Origin of the sequence: Synechococcus sp. WH 8016 (assembly GCF_000230675.1) — a bacterium.
Classification (GTDB): domain Bacteria; phylum Cyanobacteriota; class Cyanobacteriia; order PCC-6307; family Cyanobiaceae; genus Synechococcus_C.
On the sequence record NZ_AGIK01000002.1, the window covers coordinates 1 to 17138 of the forward strand.

Here is a 17138-nt window from a genome sequence, read left to right on the forward strand (position 1 = left end):
TTGATATCGACGGCATTCGCGAGCCTGTCGCTGGCTCCTTGCTTTATGGCAACAACATCATCTCTGGTGCTGTTGTTCCTTCCAGCAACGCCATTGGCTTGCACTTCTATCCCATCTGGGATGCTGCCTCACTCGACGAGTGGCTCTACAACGGCGGCACCTACCAGCTGGTTGTTTTCCACTTCCTGATCGGCATCTCCGCCTACATGGGACGTCAGTGGGAACTTTCCTACCGCTTGGGCATGCGCCCTTGGATCTGTGTTGCATACAGCGCTCCGCTGTCTGCAGCCATGGCAGTTTTCCTGGTCTACCCCTTCGGTCAGGGTTCGTTCTCTGATGGCATGCCCCTGGGCATCTCTGGAACCTTCAACTTCATGTTGGTGTTCCAGGCTGAGCACAACATCCTGATGCACCCCTTCCACATGCTTGGTGTGGCTGGTGTCTTCGGTGGTTCACTGTTCTCCGCCATGCACGGCTCACTGGTGACCTCTTCCTTGGTTCGTGAAACAACCGAGACCGAGTCCCAGAACTACGGCTACAAGTTCGGCCAAGAAGAAGAGACCTACAACATCGTTGCAGCTCACGGCTATTTCGGTCGCTTGATCTTCCAATACGCCTCCTTCAACAACAGCCGTAGCCTTCACTTCTTCCTGGGTGCTTGGCCTGTTGTCGGTATTTGGTTCACGTCCATGGGTGTTTCAACCATGGCCTTCAACCTGAACGGCTTCAATTTCAACCAGTCCATCCTTGATAGTCAGGGCCGCGTCCTGAACACCTGGGCCGACATGGTGAACCGTGCTGGTCTCGGCATGGAAGTGATGCACGAGCGCAACGCTCATAACTTCCCCCTCGACCTGGCAGCTGCTGAGTCCACACCTGTGGCTCTCCAAGCACCTGCAATCGGTTGATCTGGAACCCCTTAAAAGTTCAGATCAACTGAACTAGAAAGCCCCCTCCCAAAAGGAGGGGGCTTTTTTGTGCCTTCCCATCCCTAAACAACAAACAAAGACGCCTCAATGCGAGCGGCAAATGTGGCCGTCATTCCAGCTCCAAACCCATGGGATAGACGCTTGTGCCTGACGGAGGTCTTCACGAGCCTCCAAACTCACAGGAATGAACTCAGTTTTGAAATCAAATTCGGGATCACGCAGCGATTGGTTCAACACCATGCTCCCGGTTTCACCGGACGTTGAGCGGTGATAAGTGCCAACCGGTATCTGAAGCGCACCCATCTCCCGGGTCAAATGAATGACGTGATGGGACTGGTCCCAAGCAGGATTCAAGAGGATGAAGGTGCGTTGTCCATCGAGCACCAAGTTGTGATCCACCTGATGCTGATGGACGTAGTACTGCTCAAATCCATTGGCATCGGGTGGTGACGTGGCCGCACCCCGGTGGACCACAACATCTGTTCCGTTGGTTCCAGGCACACCGGCATCAAAAAAGGTGACAGACGGTGTTTCACGAAAGACGTGAATCGGGATGAATTGGAGTCTCATCGAACCCTCCTCGCCTCGTTGGCGTTGCTAAATCAACTAATCGGCCGTGGGACTGGCATCGCTCCAGATCAAATCAATTGTCATTGAAGAGTCGAGATTTCGTTTCACGGGGCAATCATTTGCGACGCGCTTCAACAAGGCCTTCTGTTCCTGACTCAGGGAGACAGGAAGAGTGATCTGCGCTTCAAGCCTTTGAATGCGCCGTGGTCCCTCGCTTGTCATTGTTTTTTCAACGATCACTGAGGCGTCGGCGAGGTCCCAGCCGCGGCGCCGTGCAGTGATCCCCATGATCGTCAAAAGGCACGTTCCAAGGGCTGTCGCCAGCAGGTCCGTTGGCGAAAAGCTTTCGCCAAGACCATCATGATCAGTGGGTGCATCGGTGTTCAAGACGGACCCTGACGGTCCGTGCTGAGCGGTGCAGTGCAAATCACCGGTGTATCGACATTGAATCGCTGTCATCAGTCCTTGATCATTCCTCTGATCAAGTCTGCTCCCGATTTGGGGAGAGATTCATTCGGTCTTTGAGGAAACGTGGGAAGTGTTCAGGATCAGCACGATTCATTGAGAACGTACTGAAAAACCGCCTGAGCCCAGCCCTGAGCATGGCAAGCCGGCGCCAACTGATAGCGGCCTTGAGCGATGGCGTCAGCAAAGACCGGATGGGGACCATTCGAACCAGGCACCACAACGGAAAGATCACCCGCTTCAAGGAGGGGCTCGTCGTTGGGTGAGTCCCCCAGGGCAAGCACCCGCACGGGAGAGCCACCCCTGTGCTGCTTCAAAACCTCAAGGGCTCGACCCTTGCTGACCTCTGCGCCGAGCAGATGACTCATGCGATTGCCCTGAACAACTGCAAAACCAAGCCGGTTGGCAAGGTCTGGCAACCGTTGCCGCGCAGAGGCAGAAGGAGGCACAAATGGCAAACTCCAACGCCTCGTGCAAGCCAACTGCAGCGCTTCGCCCTGCAAACCAAGCAGGTCGAATGCCTCCTGATCTGAGAGTGCATCGATGGGTTGCAACGGCTCACTGAGCAACTCGGCAAGCTCACGCAAGACCGGACGAAGCTCAGCAATAGGGCATCCCAGCGCCAGCTCCCATGACTCGCCATCGCTCGTTTCCCCATGAACGGCCCCTCCGTTTTCAACGATGAATGGGTCCTTCAAACCAGCTGCAGACCTAAAACTTTTCACCTCCTCAGCCGTTTTGCTCGTACACGGAATCACGGGAATTCCCTGCAGCTGCAAGCCACGAATGGCCTCCCGTGCCGGCGCCCAGTTGTAGGCATGGTCCATCAAGGTCCCATCGAGATCGGTGACGACCCACCAGGGAGTGGAAGACAGAGCCTCTGTTTTATTCATCGAATCAACCAATGCACTGCAAACGGCTCAAGATCGAGAGCCGTTTGGCCCACAACGAGAGAGTGCCCATTCAAGACGTCATGCCAAACAGACCCTGGAGACTCGGCAAGCATGCTCAAAGGGAAGCTAAGGCGAACATCACTGAAATTGTGAATCGCAAACAGCATGCTTGCCCCTTCTCCCCTCTGCAGAATCACCACATCCGAGCGGCCTTCACTCAGGACCTTCATCGGGGCAAAGGGATCTAACGCCGCCTGCCCACGACGGACCGCCATCGCTTGTTGCAACGTTGCCACCACCTGATTGGTATCGCTTTCGGGATCAGCCAACAAACGCTCTAGACGGTCGCGTTGAAACTGAGGCCGGTTGAGATCACGGCGATGACCGCTGAGACGAAAGCGAGCGTTGTCATTGGGGGTTGCCAGTAAGGCCGGCAGGTAGAACGCAGGCACGCCGGGAACGGTCAGCAGCAGCAACTGCGTCAACAAAAAACGTGCTCGTTGATGGTGCGATGGATCCCGTCCTGGAGCCGCCATGGCACTCCACCAGCTGATGTTGATTTCATAGGGAACCTCCAGCCCATCGGCCAATCGCCGGTGACTCACCAAACCACCCCGCTGCTCGCAGTGCTTCAACAACTGGAGCAATCGATCCGATTCCATCAATCCTTCGAGGGGCCGCAAACCAATCCCGTCATGACAGGCCGTGAAGTTGAGCAGGCCTGTCCCCTCAGGGAGCTGGGGCCAACGCGCCAGCCAGGCATTCAGCAGATCCGCACGACGACTGAGACAGGCCTCGAGGACAAGGGGGGGGAAGGGAAAGTTGTAGGCGAGGTGCGCTTCAGCGCCAGTGGTCAGATAAGAGAGATTTTCCTGCTCGGGAACATTCGTTTCCGTCACCACCACCCCCTGCGGACATCGCGATTCCAAGAGAAGGCGCAACACTTCAACCAAGCGGTGGGCCTGAGGCTGATGGATGCAATCCGTAAAAGGCTGTTTCCAAACAAACCCCACAGCATCCAGGCGCAACCATTGGACGCCATAACGGCAGAAGAGATCGAGCAGCCGTGTGAATCCAAGCAACACTTCAGGCTCTCGCCAGTTCACATCCACTTGATCGGGCCCAAACGTGGTCCAGACCGTTTGTGGACCACGATCTGTCGCCAGCGTGGTGAATAGAGCCGAACTACGGGGGCGCACCACGTTGTCCCAACAAGGGTTGGGAGCCGCCGCCAACACACATCGCGCTCCAGGTTGTTCTCCCTTCAAAAAAGCCCGAACCCAGGGGTGGGACGCGGAAATGTGATTGAGAACCAAATCAGCCATCAACTGGCGACCTTCAGCCAACGCGGCCAGGTCATTCCAATCACCGAAGCGTTGGTCGATCTGCTCATGACTGGCAACGGCAAAGCCTCCATCACTGGTGGCGCACAAGAAGGGCAGCACGTGCACAACCGATGAGAGTCCTTGGAAATGGCGATGCAGAAGCGCCTGTAAACAACGGAGCCCTGGCTGGTCATCGGCAATCACCGAATCGGCATAGGTAATCAACACACAACTCGAGGAATCCCAACGCGCGTCCGTAGCCGCTCCATCCGCAATCCCAGCATCCACCGCCTCTGAAACGGGAATCGCTGAGGCGGACCGCTCGGAATGCAGCAATTGCGACGACAAGCGATTGAGATCCTCCGAAGAATGGTGTTCATAGAGCTCCGTCAGAAGCGATGGCAACCACTCATGCGCCATTAACTGCTTCGACACCATGCCTTTGCCAAGTGCAACAGGTATGGAACAGAGCTCCGCAAATTGTTGTCGCATTGATCACCGCATGGATTTTCAGCAGGGATTAATCGCCACGATTCATGATTACGGACTCGGGAAGCTGGATCGCTCAGACCTTCAACGCCAGCTGAGACAACGCCCCACGTCCTTGCTGATCCCGTGCCTCATGGAGGAATTCAGCCGTCCTGCGCTCAGGCTCATCCGTGAGGTTCTTTCGGAGCTAAGCGGACTACAGGAACTCGTGATCGCCTTATCCGCGGAGACCAGCGAGGATGTTGCCGCAGCGGAAGCTTTCTTTGCTGACATGCCATTTCCTGTGCGCGTCCACTGGACGAATGGCCCTGCCGTTGCCGAATTACTGCAGTCACTGCAGACCCTTGGCCTCAATGTGACCGGACCACCTGGGAAAGGCTGGGCTGTATGGCAGGGGCTTGGTGTGGCATGCAGAAACGCTGAGATTGTTGGACTCTTCGATGCCGACATCCGCACCTTTTCTCCGGCCTACCCAGAACGGATGCTGCGACCGTTGCTAGATCCCTCGCTCGGTGTGGCCTATGTGAAAGCGTTTTACAGCCGCCTTTCTCTCGAGACCCAATCGCTCCATGGACGAGCGACACGCCTGTTTGTCGGTCCACTCCTCACCAGCCTGGAGCAGATCTTTGGCCCCATGCCGTATCTGCGTTATCTCCAATCATTTCGCTACCCCTTAGCCGGCGAATTCGCGTTCACAAGGGATCTCGCTATGAATTTGCGCATTCCTTCCGACTGGGGACTCGAGATCGGCTTGCTTTCAGAGGTGTATCGCCATGTGGCGCCTCGACGCATCGCCCAAGTGGATCTCGGACTGTTTGATCACAAGCACAAAACCCTCGGCAATACTCCCTCAGAGGGCTTGCAGCGCATGGCCGGTGAGATTTTTGCCACGGTGCTTCGTGGACTGATGGAGCATGAAGGTCGGATGTTGTCACCAGACCAGATCCCCACACTCGAAGTGCTGTTCCGGCGCGTAGGCGAAGACCGTGTCCAGCAGTTTGGATTGGATTCAGCCATCAATCGTCTTCCTTACAACCGACACAGCGAGGAGCTTGCTGTCCAGAGCTTCGCAACCTTGTTACGTCCAAAAGTTGAGGAGTTGATGGCAGCACCTGTGGCCCATCAGCTACCGAGCTGGTCGAGGTTGCTGTGCTGCACGGAACGGTTGCAAGCCGACCTCGCCGAAGCAGGCCAGCAACGAACCCTTCCTGCAGCTGCTAGTAGAACGGCACGACGTCATCACCATCGCCCCCTGATCGCCTGCCCACCAAGACGTCCTGCAGCAGCAGCCTGAATCCAACGTCTGCGCTTCAAGCGTCTGCGCTTCAGCCGATCATCCCCGTTGTCCAGTAGCGAATGCGGGCAGGATGGCGATTGAGGTAGTCCTCGACCGCCTCGGCTGCTGATCGCTCATTGGCCATGAGCAGCAAATCAGACAGTTCACGATCAGGAATCTGAAAACGCGATAGGAAGGCGGCCAGGTCTGAATGGTCGCGATCCAAGCCCTGTCGGCCCAAAGCATGAATCCACTCCACACCACCAAACACGAGCTGAGGGTCTTCCAAAAAGCGGAGCTTGTAGCGAGCAAACATCCAATGGGGAGTCCAACTCGTGACCATCACCCAACGACGCTCACGGATCGCCTTATCAAGAACCGCCGTCATGGCGGCGCTGCTGGAGGCAACCAAACGCATGTCAGTCAAGTTGTAATCAAGCAGTGCTCGCTCAGAGGCCTGATTCAGGCCTGAACCAGGATCAATGCCTTGAACGGTGTTTTGGAAACGCGCTGCCACTTCAGGATTTCGCAAATCAGTGATCGAGCGAACCTCCGCAGCATCCACATAATCAGGGACCACCCAACCAAGACGGCCGGAATACATCGAGCCGAAATCAAGCACCCGGTCGCGCACGCGAGTCCAATAGTCCTTGTGCGTTAACGGCAACCAGGCCATCAACATCAGGTCGAGATCTCCTCGCGCTACAGAGGCGTATTGAATGCCGATGTCGGCCATGACCCGTTCCACGGGAAGGTTGTAAGCCTGTTGAATCACTCGCTGAGCGATCAAGCTCATCACTTCCGCATCAGCCCATGGAGACCATCCCAAGCGCAACGGGCCCGTGGCACTCGATGGAGAGGTCCCAGGGCCCGCTTGTGAAACCAAGCCTTGTTGCTTGGAGGACGTGGTGGATGCTGTCGAGTCGGCCTGGCGCTGCCAGCTCAAGCGCACCTGACTGGAGAGGGAAGCCGCCGCTAAACCAAGGCCGGACAGCAACACAGCACGTCGGCGCCAAAGGGGAGCGGTCATGGTGTTCTCCATAGCGAGCGCCAGCGGCGGGAGCGCGCTTCCACCGTTCTCTCACCCTCCAGCATCAAGCTCTGACTGAGTCGATCGAGGATGACCGCAAGAATCACAACCGCTATCCCACCCTCAAAACCAAGGCCCACATCCAGTTGCTGAATCCCGCGCAGCACGACGTCGCCGAGGCCACCACCACCAATCATTGAGGCAATCACCACCATCGACAAAGCCAACATGATCGTTTGATTGACCCCACTCATCACCGTGGGCAACGCACTTGGCATCTGCACCTTCCAGAGCAATTGCAACTCACTGCAGCCAAAGGCACGCCCAGCCTCCATCAGATCAAAGGGGACCTGACGAAGTCCGAGATGGGTAAGACGGACCACAGGAGGCATCGCAAAGACCAAGGTGGCGATGATCGCCGGAACAGCGCCTGTGCTGAACAACATCACTGCTGGAATCAGGTAAACAAAAGCAGGCATGGTCTGCATCAGGTCTAAGCAAGGCCGAAGCAGCCGCCAAACCCATGGCAAACGAGCTGACAACACCCCCATCGGCAGACCCAGCAGCAAGGCCAGGAATGACGCCGCCAACACGAGAGCAAGGGTGGAGATCATCGGATCCCAAAGGCCCATCGCCAGGACCAAGTTCAAACCGAGCAGTGCGAACAACGCAAATCCACCGCTCACTCGCCAGAGGCCAAGACCAGCCACGATCAGGGCAAAACTCCAGGGTGAGGGTGCTCGGAGCACTTGCTCAATCCAGACAGCAAGCGCCAGGACTCCAGCATTGACGACGTCGAAGAGGCTTTGTGCGTGGGTGAGCAACCACAGCACCGCATCATCAACAGCTAAGCCGATGGCGCCAGCTTGATGCACGGCAGCCAAAGAGGGAAGAAAGCCAAACGTCCAGGAATGAAGCATCAAAGGTTGACCTCCAGAGATTGCAACAGCTGACGGGGAGTAATCACACCCAAAAAGCAACCTTCCCCATCAAGAACCGGCGGTGGGTACGGAAGGGTCGCTACGGGCGAGATGGCCTCACGAACCCGCATCCCGGCGCGCAGGGTTACCAGCTGATCGGCCCCGATCCAATCCTCAGAACCGATGCGCACACCTAGCAACTGCTGCCGCCCATCAATGACATACAGCGGATCGCCCATCGACGGATCCAGCGCAGGGAGATCGTCCACAGCGTGAACGACCAGGCAACGTGGCGGAGACGCAATGGCAGCAACGTCCAAAACCGCTGCGGTATCGATATCGCGGAAGAAATGACGAACGGCCTCGCTCGCGGGATCACGGAGCAGGGACTGAGCTGTTCCGGATTGGAGCACTTGACCGTCCTGCATCAGGGCAATCCGATCGCCCAGACGGATTGCCTCATCCAGGTCATGGGAAATAAAAACGATGGTGCGTTGGCGCTCAGCCTGCAACTGCAAAAGCAACTCCTGCATATCGCTGCGAATCAAGGGGTCAAGCGCTGAGAAGGCCTCATCCATCAGCAAGATCGGTGGATCGAGTGCCAGGGCGCGCGCCAAACCAACCCGCTGCTGCATCCCCCCAGACAGCTGATGCGGGTGTTTACGACATTCATCTCCGAGGCCGACGCGCTCCAGAGCTTTCAGCGCGAGATCCCTGCGCTGTTTCAGGGGCACACCGGCCACCTCAAGACCGAAAGCGGCGTTATCGATCACGGTTCGATGCGGAAAGAGCGCAAAGGACTGAAACACCATCCCCATCTGCTCACGGCGAAGCTTGTTGAGCTCCATGGGGTTCAACAAAGACAGCTGCCGCCCCTGAACACTCACCTCACCTGAACAGGGCTTGATCAAACCATTGAGAAGGCGCAACAAGGTGGATTTTCCCGACCCTGAGAGGCCCATCACAACAAAGATTTCCCCCGCTTGGATCTCTAATGAGACATCACGAACAGCTGCACGAAGACCTGCTTGCTGATACAAATCAATCGGATCTATTCCAGAACGCAGTTGCTTGATCGCTAAATCTGCAGATCCTCCGTATATCTTCCAAAGAGAATCGAGACAGATTTCCGAACTCATATCGGATCCGTCCCAACATTAAGTACTAAAACTTAGCCACCACAAAGGCATCTCAAAGCATTCCTTCACGAAAACGACAGAAAGCAGAATCCACCGCTTGCTGACACAAGTCAAAAAGGTGGATTTTGCTGACATTTTCGATCACGAGCGTTAGCGTTAAAAAACGATCTATCAAACAGCCACCCAAAATTCGGACGCTTTTGGAGTGAGCCTGCATCTGTCAATGCGCTGATAACAGATCTTCGAAATTCCAGTTCCTTAACAAGAAGACATCTATGTCATCGTTCACGAACCCCTCTGCCATTGAACAGAGTGATGCCCAACGGTTCGGAGATTCACCCGAACGGGTTCGTGAAACCGATCACTATGAGCAGGAATATATTGAACAATTTGTTGACCGATGGGATCGATTAATTGACTGGGAGGCGCGCGAAAAAGCAGAGGGAGATTTCTTTATCAAGCTATTGCATCAGCACGGAGCCAAATCCGTCCTTGATGTCGCAACTGGAACAGGATTTCACTCTGTTCGCTTATTACGAGAAGGATTTGATGTTGTCAGTGTGGACGGAAGTCCAAACATGCTGGCGCGTGCATTTAAGAATGCCCGTGAACGCGACTTATTAATGCGCACCGTGCATGCCGACTGGCGCTTCCTCAACCGCGATGTGCATGGTGTTTTCGATGCGGTGATCTGCTTAGGCAATTCCTTCACCCACCTGTTCAGAGAGCAAGATCGACGCAAAGCTTTGGCGGAGTACTACGCCGTGCTGAAACATAACGGCGTACTGATTTTGGATCACAGAAATTACGATCGCTTGCTGGAAGGAAACTCCAAAAGTGGCAAAAGCAATGTGTACTGCGGCAAAGATGTTGAGGTTGGGCCTGAGCATGTCGACGACGGCCTCGCTCGCTTTCGCTACGCCTTCAGCGACGGGAGTACCTATCACTTAAATATGTTCCCTTTGCGTCATGGCTACGTGAGGCGCCTGATGCGTGAAGTGGGATTTCAACGAATCAATACCTTTGGCGACTACCAACAGGGCCATGACGATCCTGACTTCTATGTGCATGTTGCGGAAAAGGAATACCGCTTTGACACCGACATGACTGCGATTTAACGCATGACCAACTCTGCCTTTTCAACGGCTGCTTCCACTGCAGCCGGTTATTACGACAGCAACGATGCCGACCGCTTTTACGCCGAAATTTGGGGCGGAGAAGATATTCATATCGGCCTTTACAACGCGGTGAATGAACCCATTGCCAGCGCGAGTCGTCGCACGGTGGAAGCACTGGCAGCACTGATCCAAGCGCCGCAAACAGATAGCCCTAAGGAGAGCTCTTGCGTTGTGGACCTTGGCTCGGGCTACGGCGGAGCCGCTCGCCACCTATGCCAAAACCCCCTGGTGAAGGTAGAAGCCATCAATATCTCTGCCGTTGAGAACACGCGTCATCGTGAACTCAATCGTGCAGCTGGCTTGGACCGTCAGATCCAGGTGCACGACGCTTCTTTTGAGGCCGTCCCTCTGGAGGATGCCTGCGCCGATGTGGTTTGGAGCCAGGATGCCATCCTCCACTCGGGCGATCGCCAACAGGTGATGAAGGAGGCCGCAAGGCTGCTCAAGCCCGGTGGCGTGATGGTGATGACAGATCCGATGGCCAGCGACGGAGTTCCGTCTTCATCACTCTCCGCCATCCTGGAACGGATTCATCTCTCCGATCTGGGATCTCCGGAGCGATACAAAGACTGGGCGAACAACGCTGGGCTCCAACGCGATATTTGGGATGACCGCACCCCCATGCTGATCTGTCACTACAGCCGTGTTCGAGACGAGCTCCAACGGCGCCAGGACGAGTTGAAACTGAGCATTAGCCCCAACTATCTCGCAAAAATGGACGCGGGTCTGCAGCATTGGGTTGAGGGAGGCAATGCCGGAAGGCTCTGCTGGGGCCTGATGCGCTATCGCAAACCAGAAGAATGATGGCCATGAACAAACGCAACCCATCGGAAGTCGTAGAGAAGCTGGTGGAGGAATGGACACTGCAACCCCATCCAGAAGGTGGCTGGTATCGCGAGCTGCATCGCAGCTCTCTGCCGGTGGTTCGATCGGATCAGCAGCAACGCTGTGCCATCAGCACAATCTTGTATCTCTTGGATGCGGGATCGCTCAGTCGCTGGCACAGGGTGAGCCATGCCGATGAGGTTTGGACGCACCTACAAGGAGCACCTCTGAGTCTGTGGTGCCTCAAGCCGGAGGCCGATCAGGCCACTCGAGAGGTGTTGTCGATGCACAACCCTGTCCAAGTGATTCCTGCGGATCACTGGCAGGCCGCCAAGGCCGAAGGCCCCTACAGCCTGGTGAGTTGCTGTGTTGGGCCGGGATTCAGCTTTGAAGATTTCACCATGCTCAGAGATCTTCCAGAAAGCGAACGCCCAGCTGCGGCGCTTGCTGAGCTGATCTGAGCTGATCTGAGCTCTCCGCAGAGCTCAGCAGAACTCATAAGAGCTCAACAGTGAACCCGACTCATTACGCTCATCCCAACAGGGAGACAGCATGGGTAGCAGCTTCGGGAAACTGTTTCGCATCAGCACCTTTGGGGAATCTCACGGTGGAGGCGTGGGCGTGATCGTGGATGGCTGCCCGCCCAGGCTGGAATTAGACCTGGAAGCCATTCAGGCAGACCTCGACCGCAGACGACCGGGTCAAAGCCGGATCACCACCCCCAGAAAAGAAGCCGATCAAGTGGAGATTCTCAGCGGCTTGCTCGATGGGGTGACCCTGGGCACACCGATCGCGATGGTGGTGCGCAACAAGGACCAACGCCCTCAGGACTACAAAGACATGGAAGTGGCCTTTCGCCCCTCCCATGCCGATGCCACATACCAGGCGAAGTACGGCATCCAGGCCCGCAGCGGCGGCGGCAGGGCTTCCGCGCGGGAAACGATTGGACGCGTTGCGGCAGGGGCTATCGCCAGGCAACTTCTCAGAAAAGCCAATGGCACCGAAGTCATCGCATGGGTGAAGCGCATCCACGACCTCGAAGCAAGCGTGGATCCCAGCGCCGTTACACCTGAGCAAGTGGAAAGCAACATCGTGCGCTGCCCTGATGCAGCGATGGCAGAACAGATGATCCAACGCATTGAAGCGATCGGCCAGGAGGGAGATTCCTGCGGCGGGGTGATTGAGTGCGTGGTGAGGCATGCGAGCACAGGGCTGGGGATGCCCGTGTTCGACAAGCTGGAAGCTGACCTGGCCAAAGCCGTGATGTCACTGCCCGCCACCAAGGGCTTTGAAATCGGATCGGGCTTTGCCGGCACGCTCCTCAAGGGCAGTGCCCACAACGATGCCTTCCTACCCACAGAAGATGGAAGCCTCCATACGGCCACCAACTATTCCGGAGGCATTCAGGGAGGGATCAGCAATGGGGAACCGATTGTGATCCGCGTGGCCTTCAAGCCGACGGCCACCATCCGCAAGGAGCAACAGACGATCAACGCGGCAGGGGAGGCCACCACGCTCTCAGCGAAAGGACGCCACGACCCTTGCGTCTTGCCAAGAGCCGTTCCGATGGTGGAAGCCATGGTGTCCTTGGTGCTTGCCGATCACCTGCTCAGACAGCAAGGGCAGTGCAGCCTTTGGTGATCGGCCCCCCAGCTTCAGCTTCTGGCCGGTGACTGGATCCCATTGCTGCTCGCCAACTGTGCGGCCGCTTTGGCCATGCGACCCGCCGTGGAACGAGCAGACGTGGACTCAGCACTCGACTTACGGGCACGGCGCGCCTTACGAGGTTTGCCAACGGACGCCAAGGAGGTGGTAGACGTTTCCGATGTCTTGGCCACCCGAGCTTTCGCCACCCGCGTGGACGTTGAGCCTCGCTTGGTTTTAGTTGAGGTCGTTGTACGGGCAGCAGCAGGCTTATCAGCCTTGGCAGCTTTGCTCGTTTTCGCTGTTTTGCTCGCTTGACGCGGTTTGGAGACTTGGCGGTTGCGATGACTCAACACCATCACCCATTCCTCATCCGTTAGGGATGCGGGCTTGCTTCCGTGCGCCGTAGCCAGCTTGGCCGCCTTCTCAATGTCTTCGATCAAATTGACCCAAGAGGTGGCAAAGCGTTTGTCGGACTGAGACCGCGCGCCACTCTCAACCAACGTCTCAACAACGCCAGCTGCCGTGACTTTTTTACGGCGACGATTGAAGATCTCTTTCTGCAATTGCGCGATCAGAGCATCCGCCTTGTCGCTCAGCTTGATGGATAACTGAGACATCCGAAATCAAATCACTATCCCATCTGTAGCAGACAAGACTCACATCAACCAATCGCGTAGTTCGGCGATGGCGTCCGTTGTGCTCAAGACGGCACGACCGAGAGCAATCGCGTCGTAACCAGCCGATAGCCACGGATCCAAATCGGCCACGCTCAACCCACCGGCGGCAATCATGAAGGGGAGATCTCCCATCGGCGCCGAAATCTGCCTGTAGTAATCGAGGCCCAGCACCACCGCTGGAAACAGTTTCACCACATGGCAACCAAGAACCCATGCCTGCCGAATTTCGGTTGGCGTCATCACACCAGGGACGAGACAACATTGGTGTTGATGAGCCATCGAGACCAGGCCCTGATCCAACAGTGGAGACATGGCATAGGGAAGATCGAGATCGATCACGGCCTGGAGCCCCCGTTGAGACGTCACAGACGCCACTCCCAGCTGAAGGGTGGGATGGCGAAGACGAATCGCCTCAATCAGGGCACTCCAGCGAGCGTGATCCACCCAGGCAATTTCGATGTGCTGGACACCAAGATCGACCAACTGATCCAGGCGTTGACACAACAATGACTGCAAAAACGGCCCAAGGAGATCACTCTCCCTGGGCCGCAAAACAATGATCAGTGGCTGGCGGCGCAGAGAGGCCATCAACCACTGCTGACGATCAGACGTACTCAGCAATTCGCACATCGCGTCGGATCAAGAGATCCTGAAGTTCCTGGGAATCAACAGTTTCGCTTTCAACGAGCATTTCAGCGAGTTCATCCAGAACGGAACGGTTGTCGTTCAGCACCTTGGTGGCACGGTGATAAGCCGCATCAACAAGATCAGACACCTCGGAATCAATCGTGGCTGCGGTGTCTTCTGAGAAATCTCGCTCAGCAGCGATGTCACGCCCCAAGAACATGCCTCCTTGGGCACGGCCAAGCGCTACGGGGCCAAGCTTGTCGCTCATTCCAAAGCGAGTCACCATCTGCCTGGCCACTGAAGCCACCTGCTGGAGATCGTTGGAGGCACCCGTTGTGACCTCGTCTTCTCCGTAGACGATCTCTTCTGCAACCCGACCGCCTAACGCCACAGCCATTTGGTTCTGCAGATAGGTGCGTGAATAAAGGCCAGATTCCATCCGCTCTTCGCTGGGCGTGAAGAAGGTCAAACCACCCGCATTGCCGCGGGGAATGATCGAAATCTTCTGGACGGCGTCGTAATCAGGCATCAGTGCACCCACCAGGGCGTGACCGGCCTCGTGATAAGCCACAAGACGCTTGCGTCGCTCGCTCATCACCCGATCTTTCTTCTCGGGGCCCACCATGATCCGCTCGATGGCATCACTGATCTCGTCGTTGCTCACCTCTGTGAGTTGGCGACGGGCAGCCAGGATGGCCGCCTCATTCAAAAGGTTGGCCAGGTCGGCACCGGTGTACCCAGGGGTCCGGCGAGCCACCTTATCGAGGTCCACATCCTTCGACAGGGTTTTGCTGCGGGCGTGAACTCCAAGAATTTGAAGACGACCGGCGTAATCAGGACGATCAACCGTGACCTGACGGTCGAAACGGCCTGGACGCATCAAGGCTGAATCCAAGACGTCAGGGCGGTTGGTGGCCGCAATGATGATGATGCCGGTATTGCCTTCAAAACCATCCATTTCGGTGAGGAGCTGGTTCAGGGTTTGCTCGCGCTCGTCGTTACCGCCGCCAAGGCCGGCACCACGCTGACGGCCTACAGCATCGATCTCATCGATGAACACGATGCAGGGTGCATTCTTTTTGGCCTGTTCAAACAGGTCACGAACGCGGCTGGCACCCACACCGACGAACATCTCAACGAATTCAGAACCTGAAATCGAGAAGAAGGGCACTCCTGCTTCGCCAGCTACCGCTTTGGCAAGCAGCGTTTTACCTGTACCGGGAGGACCAACAAGCAAGCAGCCCTTGGGGATTTTCGCGCCTACGGCGGTAAAGCGATCGGGATTCTTGAGGAAATCAACCACCTCGGTGAGCTCAAGCTTGGCGCCTTCAATTCCGGCCACATCCCCAAAGGTGATTTGGGTGGTGGGCTCCATTTGAACGCGGGCCTTGCTCTTGCCGAAATTCATGGCTTGGTTGCCACCGCCACCGCCACCGCCCTGAGCACGGCGGAAGAGGAAGAAAAGACCTCCGAGAAGCAACAACGGAAAGATCAAGCTGGTCGCCGCTTGCTGCCAGGCGCCTGGCTGGCGAGATGGCTGCACAGCAATGTCAACGTTGTGGTCCGTCAACATCTTCAACAGATCCTTGTCTGGAGCGAGGTTGACCTCCGCACGACGGCCATCGGTCTCAACGATCTGAGCGGTTCCACGATCAGGGGAAAGCAAAACCCTGCTGACCTGATCCTCCTGAACAGACTCAACAAAATCGCTGTACCGCAGCGTGCGAGCTGCCGTTGCAGGGTCGGGACGGTCAAGGAACGCCGTACCCACAACGATCACTACCACTACGAGCAGGACGTAAAGCCCCACATTGCGCCAACGCTTGTTCAAGGTTCTTCGCCTCTGATGAAGGAATGTTAATAGAAATCGAAAAAATCAGGAGGCCCGAAGGACCTCAACCACGCTGCGGAACGCAAACCACTCCGGGATCTCCTCGCCACTGCGCAGCATCTTGCGGAATTGGGTGCCGCTGAGCTTTTTGACATGCAAACCGCGGGCCTCCGCATGTTCCGCAGTGACATACCCCTCTTCGTCGGTGAAAACGAGATTCAAGGAGGGCACGGTCTCCATCGTCAGTTCAGGAGCACACTCTTTGGCGAAATTCTGCGCGTCATAGGGACCGTAAAAATCATCCCCAGAAAGAGAGGACTTACATCCAGCCATATCCCGGCCAATGATGAAGTGCGTGCAGCCGTAGTTCCGGCGAATAATCATGTGCTGCAGGGCTTCGCGCGGACCTGCCATGTGCATCGCATACGGCAGATAGGCCCAACGAATGCGTGCGTTGTCTACTTCTGCTGCCAGACGTTCGTAGGTCTGAAAGCGAACGGAACCAGGAATGTCGTCCTGCTGGGTGGGCCCACAGGTGGGGTGCACCAACACGACAGCGTTCTCACTGACATTTTGAGCGTGCAGGGCCCGGGTGAAGAGCTCGTAGTGGGCGCGATGAATGGGATTTCGGCACTGGAATGCCACCACGTCTTCGCCGTCAGGGAGACCGGCGCGCACCTCAGCAGGCGTCTTGCAAGGGAAAACCCGCTCCGGAAGCTGCAAGCCCTGAATCAAGCCACCGAGGTAGTACCGACGGCGCTCTGTGGCAATCATGCGCACCGCCGGATGCTCTAGCGAGGTGGTTCCGTAACAACCTTTGGCCTCAACAACCTTGTCGGGTTCCCACTTATCGCTAACGGTGAGAACAGCGAGGTCCTGACCTTTGTATGTCAACAAGACCTTGTCTCCAACCGCCACGTCCTCACGGTCGGTATCCATCACGATCGGCAAGCCAAACAGGTAGCCAGATGTGGTGCGGTGCCCGGCCACCACGGAGTCGTAGTCGGCCTGATGCATGAATCCTCGCTCTGGAGAGAATCCACCCACCACAAGCAGCTCAACATCACAGGCATTGCGATCGGAACATTCAATGCTTGTGGTGGCAGAGGCCTTCAGCGCGGCATGCTCCGTGGCAGACACCATCAAATCCACCAAGGTGCCTCCGTAAGGAGCAATCACCCCGGAGCGCTGGGAGGAAGAGGAACTGGCAGTCATCGGCGATTCGTGTCTGGATCAGGGATGGCGAGATTCTCCCAGAAGACAGAAAAAAAGGAGGGCCTCAGCCCTCCTTTTGCATCAATGCGTCTGAACAGAAGG

17 protein-coding genes are annotated in these 17138 nt (G+C 56.5%); 6 read left to right on the forward strand and 11 right to left on the reverse strand.

Annotation, left to right across the window (positions count from 1 at the left end; genetic code table 11):
* Positions 1–908 (forward strand): photosystem II q(b) protein (gene psbA / locus SYN8016DRAFT_RS06875; RefSeq protein ID WP_006853616.1); only part of this gene is annotated, 908 nt, incomplete at its 5' end.
* A 105-nt stretch (positions 909–1013) separates the two neighbouring features.
* On the opposite strand, the gene SYN8016DRAFT_RS06880 is transcribed toward psbA, so the two are convergent.
* The 4 genes from SYN8016DRAFT_RS06880 to SYN8016DRAFT_RS06895 all read right to left on the reverse strand — a co-directional run bounded on the left by SYN8016DRAFT_RS06880 (position 1014) and on the right by SYN8016DRAFT_RS06895 (position 4620).
* Positions 1014–1499 (reverse strand): hypothetical protein, encoded by a 486-nt coding sequence (locus SYN8016DRAFT_RS06880; RefSeq protein WP_006853617.1) that lies wholly within the window; start codon positions 1497–1499, stop codon positions 1014–1016.
* Positions 1500–1535: 36 nt separating this feature from the next.
* Positions 1536–1958 carry an OsmC family protein gene (locus tag SYN8016DRAFT_RS06885; protein ID WP_006853618.1) on the reverse strand — a complete coding sequence of 141 codons (423 nt, stop codon included), beginning with the start codon at positions 1956–1958 and terminating at the stop codon, positions 1536–1538.
* Positions 1959–2047: 89 nt separating this feature from the next.
* Positions 2048–2857: an HAD-IIB family hydrolase gene (locus SYN8016DRAFT_RS06890; protein WP_006853619.1), complete on the reverse strand. Its 810-nt coding sequence runs from the start codon at positions 2855–2857 to the stop codon at positions 2048–2050.
* On the reverse strand, positions 2854–4620 hold the full coding sequence (locus SYN8016DRAFT_RS06895; protein ID WP_083825903.1) for an alpha-amylase family glycosyl hydrolase: 1767 nt from the start codon (positions 4618–4620) through the stop codon (positions 2854–2856). Before SYN8016DRAFT_RS06895 ends, SYN8016DRAFT_RS06890 begins: the two co-directional genes overlap by 4 nt.
* A gap of 64 nt (positions 4621–4684) precedes the next feature.
* Between SYN8016DRAFT_RS06895 and SYN8016DRAFT_RS06900 the strand changes: the two genes are divergently transcribed.
* Entirely contained in the window at positions 4685–5965 is a 1281-nt protein-coding gene (locus SYN8016DRAFT_RS06900; protein ID WP_006853621.1) for a hypothetical protein, read from the forward strand.
* Positions 5966–5996: 31 nt separating this feature from the next.
* Here the strand turns inward: SYN8016DRAFT_RS06900 and SYN8016DRAFT_RS06905 are convergent, their stop codons facing one another.
* The 3 genes from SYN8016DRAFT_RS06905 to SYN8016DRAFT_RS06915 are packed head-to-tail and all read right to left on the reverse strand — an operon-like array spanning position 5997 to position 9036.
* On the reverse strand, positions 5997–6977 hold the full coding sequence (locus SYN8016DRAFT_RS06905) for a glycine betaine ABC transporter substrate-binding protein (protein ID WP_141561425.1): 981 nt from the start codon (positions 6975–6977) through the stop codon (positions 5997–5999).
* On the reverse strand, positions 6974–7897 hold the full coding sequence (locus SYN8016DRAFT_RS06910; RefSeq protein WP_006853623.1) for a proline/glycine betaine ABC transporter permease: 924 nt from the start codon (positions 7895–7897) through the stop codon (positions 6974–6976). Before SYN8016DRAFT_RS06910 ends, SYN8016DRAFT_RS06905 begins: the two co-directional genes overlap by 4 nt.
* Complete coding sequence (locus tag SYN8016DRAFT_RS06915; RefSeq protein ID WP_006853624.1) at positions 7897–9036, reverse strand: glycine betaine/L-proline ABC transporter ATP-binding protein; 1140 nt, start codon at positions 9034–9036, stop codon at positions 7897–7899. The genes SYN8016DRAFT_RS06910 and SYN8016DRAFT_RS06915 overlap by 1 nt, the downstream gene beginning before the upstream one ends.
* 275 nt (positions 9037–9311) lie before the next feature.
* Between SYN8016DRAFT_RS06915 and SYN8016DRAFT_RS06920 the strand changes: the two genes are divergently transcribed.
* The 4 genes from SYN8016DRAFT_RS06920 (at position 9312) to aroC (ending at position 12680) form a co-directional block, all read left to right on the forward strand.
* Positions 9312–10154 carry a class I SAM-dependent methyltransferase gene (locus SYN8016DRAFT_RS06920; RefSeq protein WP_006853626.1) on the forward strand — a complete coding sequence of 281 codons (843 nt, stop codon included), beginning with the start codon at positions 9312–9314 and terminating at the stop codon, positions 10152–10154.
* 3 nt (positions 10155–10157) lie between these two features.
* Complete coding sequence (locus tag SYN8016DRAFT_RS06925) at positions 10158–11018, forward strand: methyltransferase domain-containing protein (RefSeq protein ID WP_006853627.1); 861 nt, start codon at positions 10158–10160, stop codon at positions 11016–11018.
* Positions 11015–11500: a cupin domain-containing protein gene (locus tag SYN8016DRAFT_RS06930; protein WP_006853628.1), complete on the forward strand. Its 486-nt coding sequence runs from the start codon at positions 11015–11017 to the stop codon at positions 11498–11500. The genes SYN8016DRAFT_RS06925 and SYN8016DRAFT_RS06930 overlap by 4 nt, the downstream gene beginning before the upstream one ends.
* Before the next feature lie 91 nt (positions 11501–11591).
* A complete protein-coding gene (gene aroC / locus SYN8016DRAFT_RS06935; RefSeq protein WP_006853629.1) occupies positions 11592–12680 on the forward strand; it encodes a chorismate synthase in 1089 nt (362 codons plus the stop codon).
* A gap of 14 nt (positions 12681–12694) precedes the next feature.
* Here the strand turns inward: aroC and SYN8016DRAFT_RS06940 are convergent, their stop codons facing one another.
* From SYN8016DRAFT_RS06940 to sat, 4 genes are read right to left on the reverse strand one after another with little or no spacing between them, the layout of a single operon-like run.
* A complete protein-coding gene (locus SYN8016DRAFT_RS06940; protein WP_006853630.1) occupies positions 12695–13303 on the reverse strand; it encodes a hypothetical protein in 609 nt (202 codons plus the stop codon).
* Positions 13304–13342: 39 nt separating this feature from the next.
* On the reverse strand, positions 13343–13993 hold the full coding sequence (locus SYN8016DRAFT_RS06945; RefSeq protein ID WP_006853631.1) for a bifunctional 4-hydroxy-2-oxoglutarate aldolase/2-dehydro-3-deoxy-phosphogluconate aldolase: 651 nt from the start codon (positions 13991–13993) through the stop codon (positions 13343–13345).
* Complete coding sequence (gene ftsH3, locus SYN8016DRAFT_RS06950; RefSeq protein ID WP_006853632.1) at positions 13968–15821, reverse strand: ATP-dependent zinc metalloprotease FtsH3; 1854 nt, start codon at positions 15819–15821, stop codon at positions 13968–13970. The genes SYN8016DRAFT_RS06945 and ftsH3 overlap by 26 nt, the downstream gene beginning before the upstream one ends.
* 45 nt (positions 15822–15866) lie before the next feature.
* A complete protein-coding gene (gene sat / locus SYN8016DRAFT_RS06955; RefSeq protein ID WP_006853633.1) occupies positions 15867–17036 on the reverse strand; it encodes a sulfate adenylyltransferase in 1170 nt (389 codons plus the stop codon).
* Between the last annotated feature and the right edge of the window lie 102 nt (positions 17037–17138).

Bases quoted from the DNA above. Each gene is read 5' to 3' on its own strand.
- SYN8016DRAFT_RS06880 (WP_006853617.1), bottom strand. From the start codon at position 1,499: ATGAGACTCCAATTCATCCCGATTCACGTCTTTCGTGAAACACCGTCT.
- SYN8016DRAFT_RS06885 (WP_006853618.1), bottom strand. From the start codon at position 1,958: ATGACAGCGATTCAATGTCGATACACCGGTGATTTGCACTGCACCGCT.
- SYN8016DRAFT_RS06890 (WP_006853619.1), bottom strand. From the start codon at position 2,857: ATGAATAAAACAGAGGCTCTGTCTTCCACTCCCTGGTGGGTCGTCACC.
- SYN8016DRAFT_RS06895 (WP_083825903.1), bottom strand. From the start codon at position 4,620: ATGGTGTCGAAGCAGTTAATGGCGCATGAGTGGTTGCCATCGCTTCTG.
- SYN8016DRAFT_RS06900 (WP_006853621.1), top strand. From the start codon at position 4,685: ATGGATTTTCAGCAGGGATTAATCGCCACGATTCATGATTACGGACTC.
- SYN8016DRAFT_RS06905 (WP_141561425.1), bottom strand. From the start codon at position 6,977: ATGACCGCTCCCCTTTGGCGCCGACGTGCTGTGTTGCTGTCCGGCCTT.
- SYN8016DRAFT_RS06910 (WP_006853623.1), bottom strand. From the start codon at position 7,897: ATGCTTCATTCCTGGACGTTTGGCTTTCTTCCCTCTTTGGCTGCCGTG.
- SYN8016DRAFT_RS06915 (WP_006853624.1), bottom strand. From the start codon at position 9,036: ATGAGTTCGGAAATCTGTCTCGATTCTCTTTGGAAGATATACGGAGGA.
- SYN8016DRAFT_RS06920 (WP_006853626.1), top strand. From the start codon at position 9,312: ATGTCATCGTTCACGAACCCCTCTGCCATTGAACAGAGTGATGCCCAA.
- SYN8016DRAFT_RS06925 (WP_006853627.1), top strand. From the start codon at position 10,158: ATGACCAACTCTGCCTTTTCAACGGCTGCTTCCACTGCAGCCGGTTAT.
- SYN8016DRAFT_RS06930 (WP_006853628.1), top strand. From the start codon at position 11,015: ATGATGGCCATGAACAAACGCAACCCATCGGAAGTCGTAGAGAAGCTG.
- aroC (WP_006853629.1), top strand. From the start codon at position 11,592: ATGGGTAGCAGCTTCGGGAAACTGTTTCGCATCAGCACCTTTGGGGAA.
- SYN8016DRAFT_RS06940 (WP_006853630.1), bottom strand. From the start codon at position 13,303: ATGTCTCAGTTATCCATCAAGCTGAGCGACAAGGCGGATGCTCTGATC.
- SYN8016DRAFT_RS06945 (WP_006853631.1), bottom strand. From the start codon at position 13,993: ATGTGCGAATTGCTGAGTACGTCTGATCGTCAGCAGTGGTTGATGGCC.
- sat (WP_006853633.1), bottom strand. From the start codon at position 17,036: ATGACTGCCAGTTCCTCTTCCTCCCAGCGCTCCGGGGTGATTGCTCCT.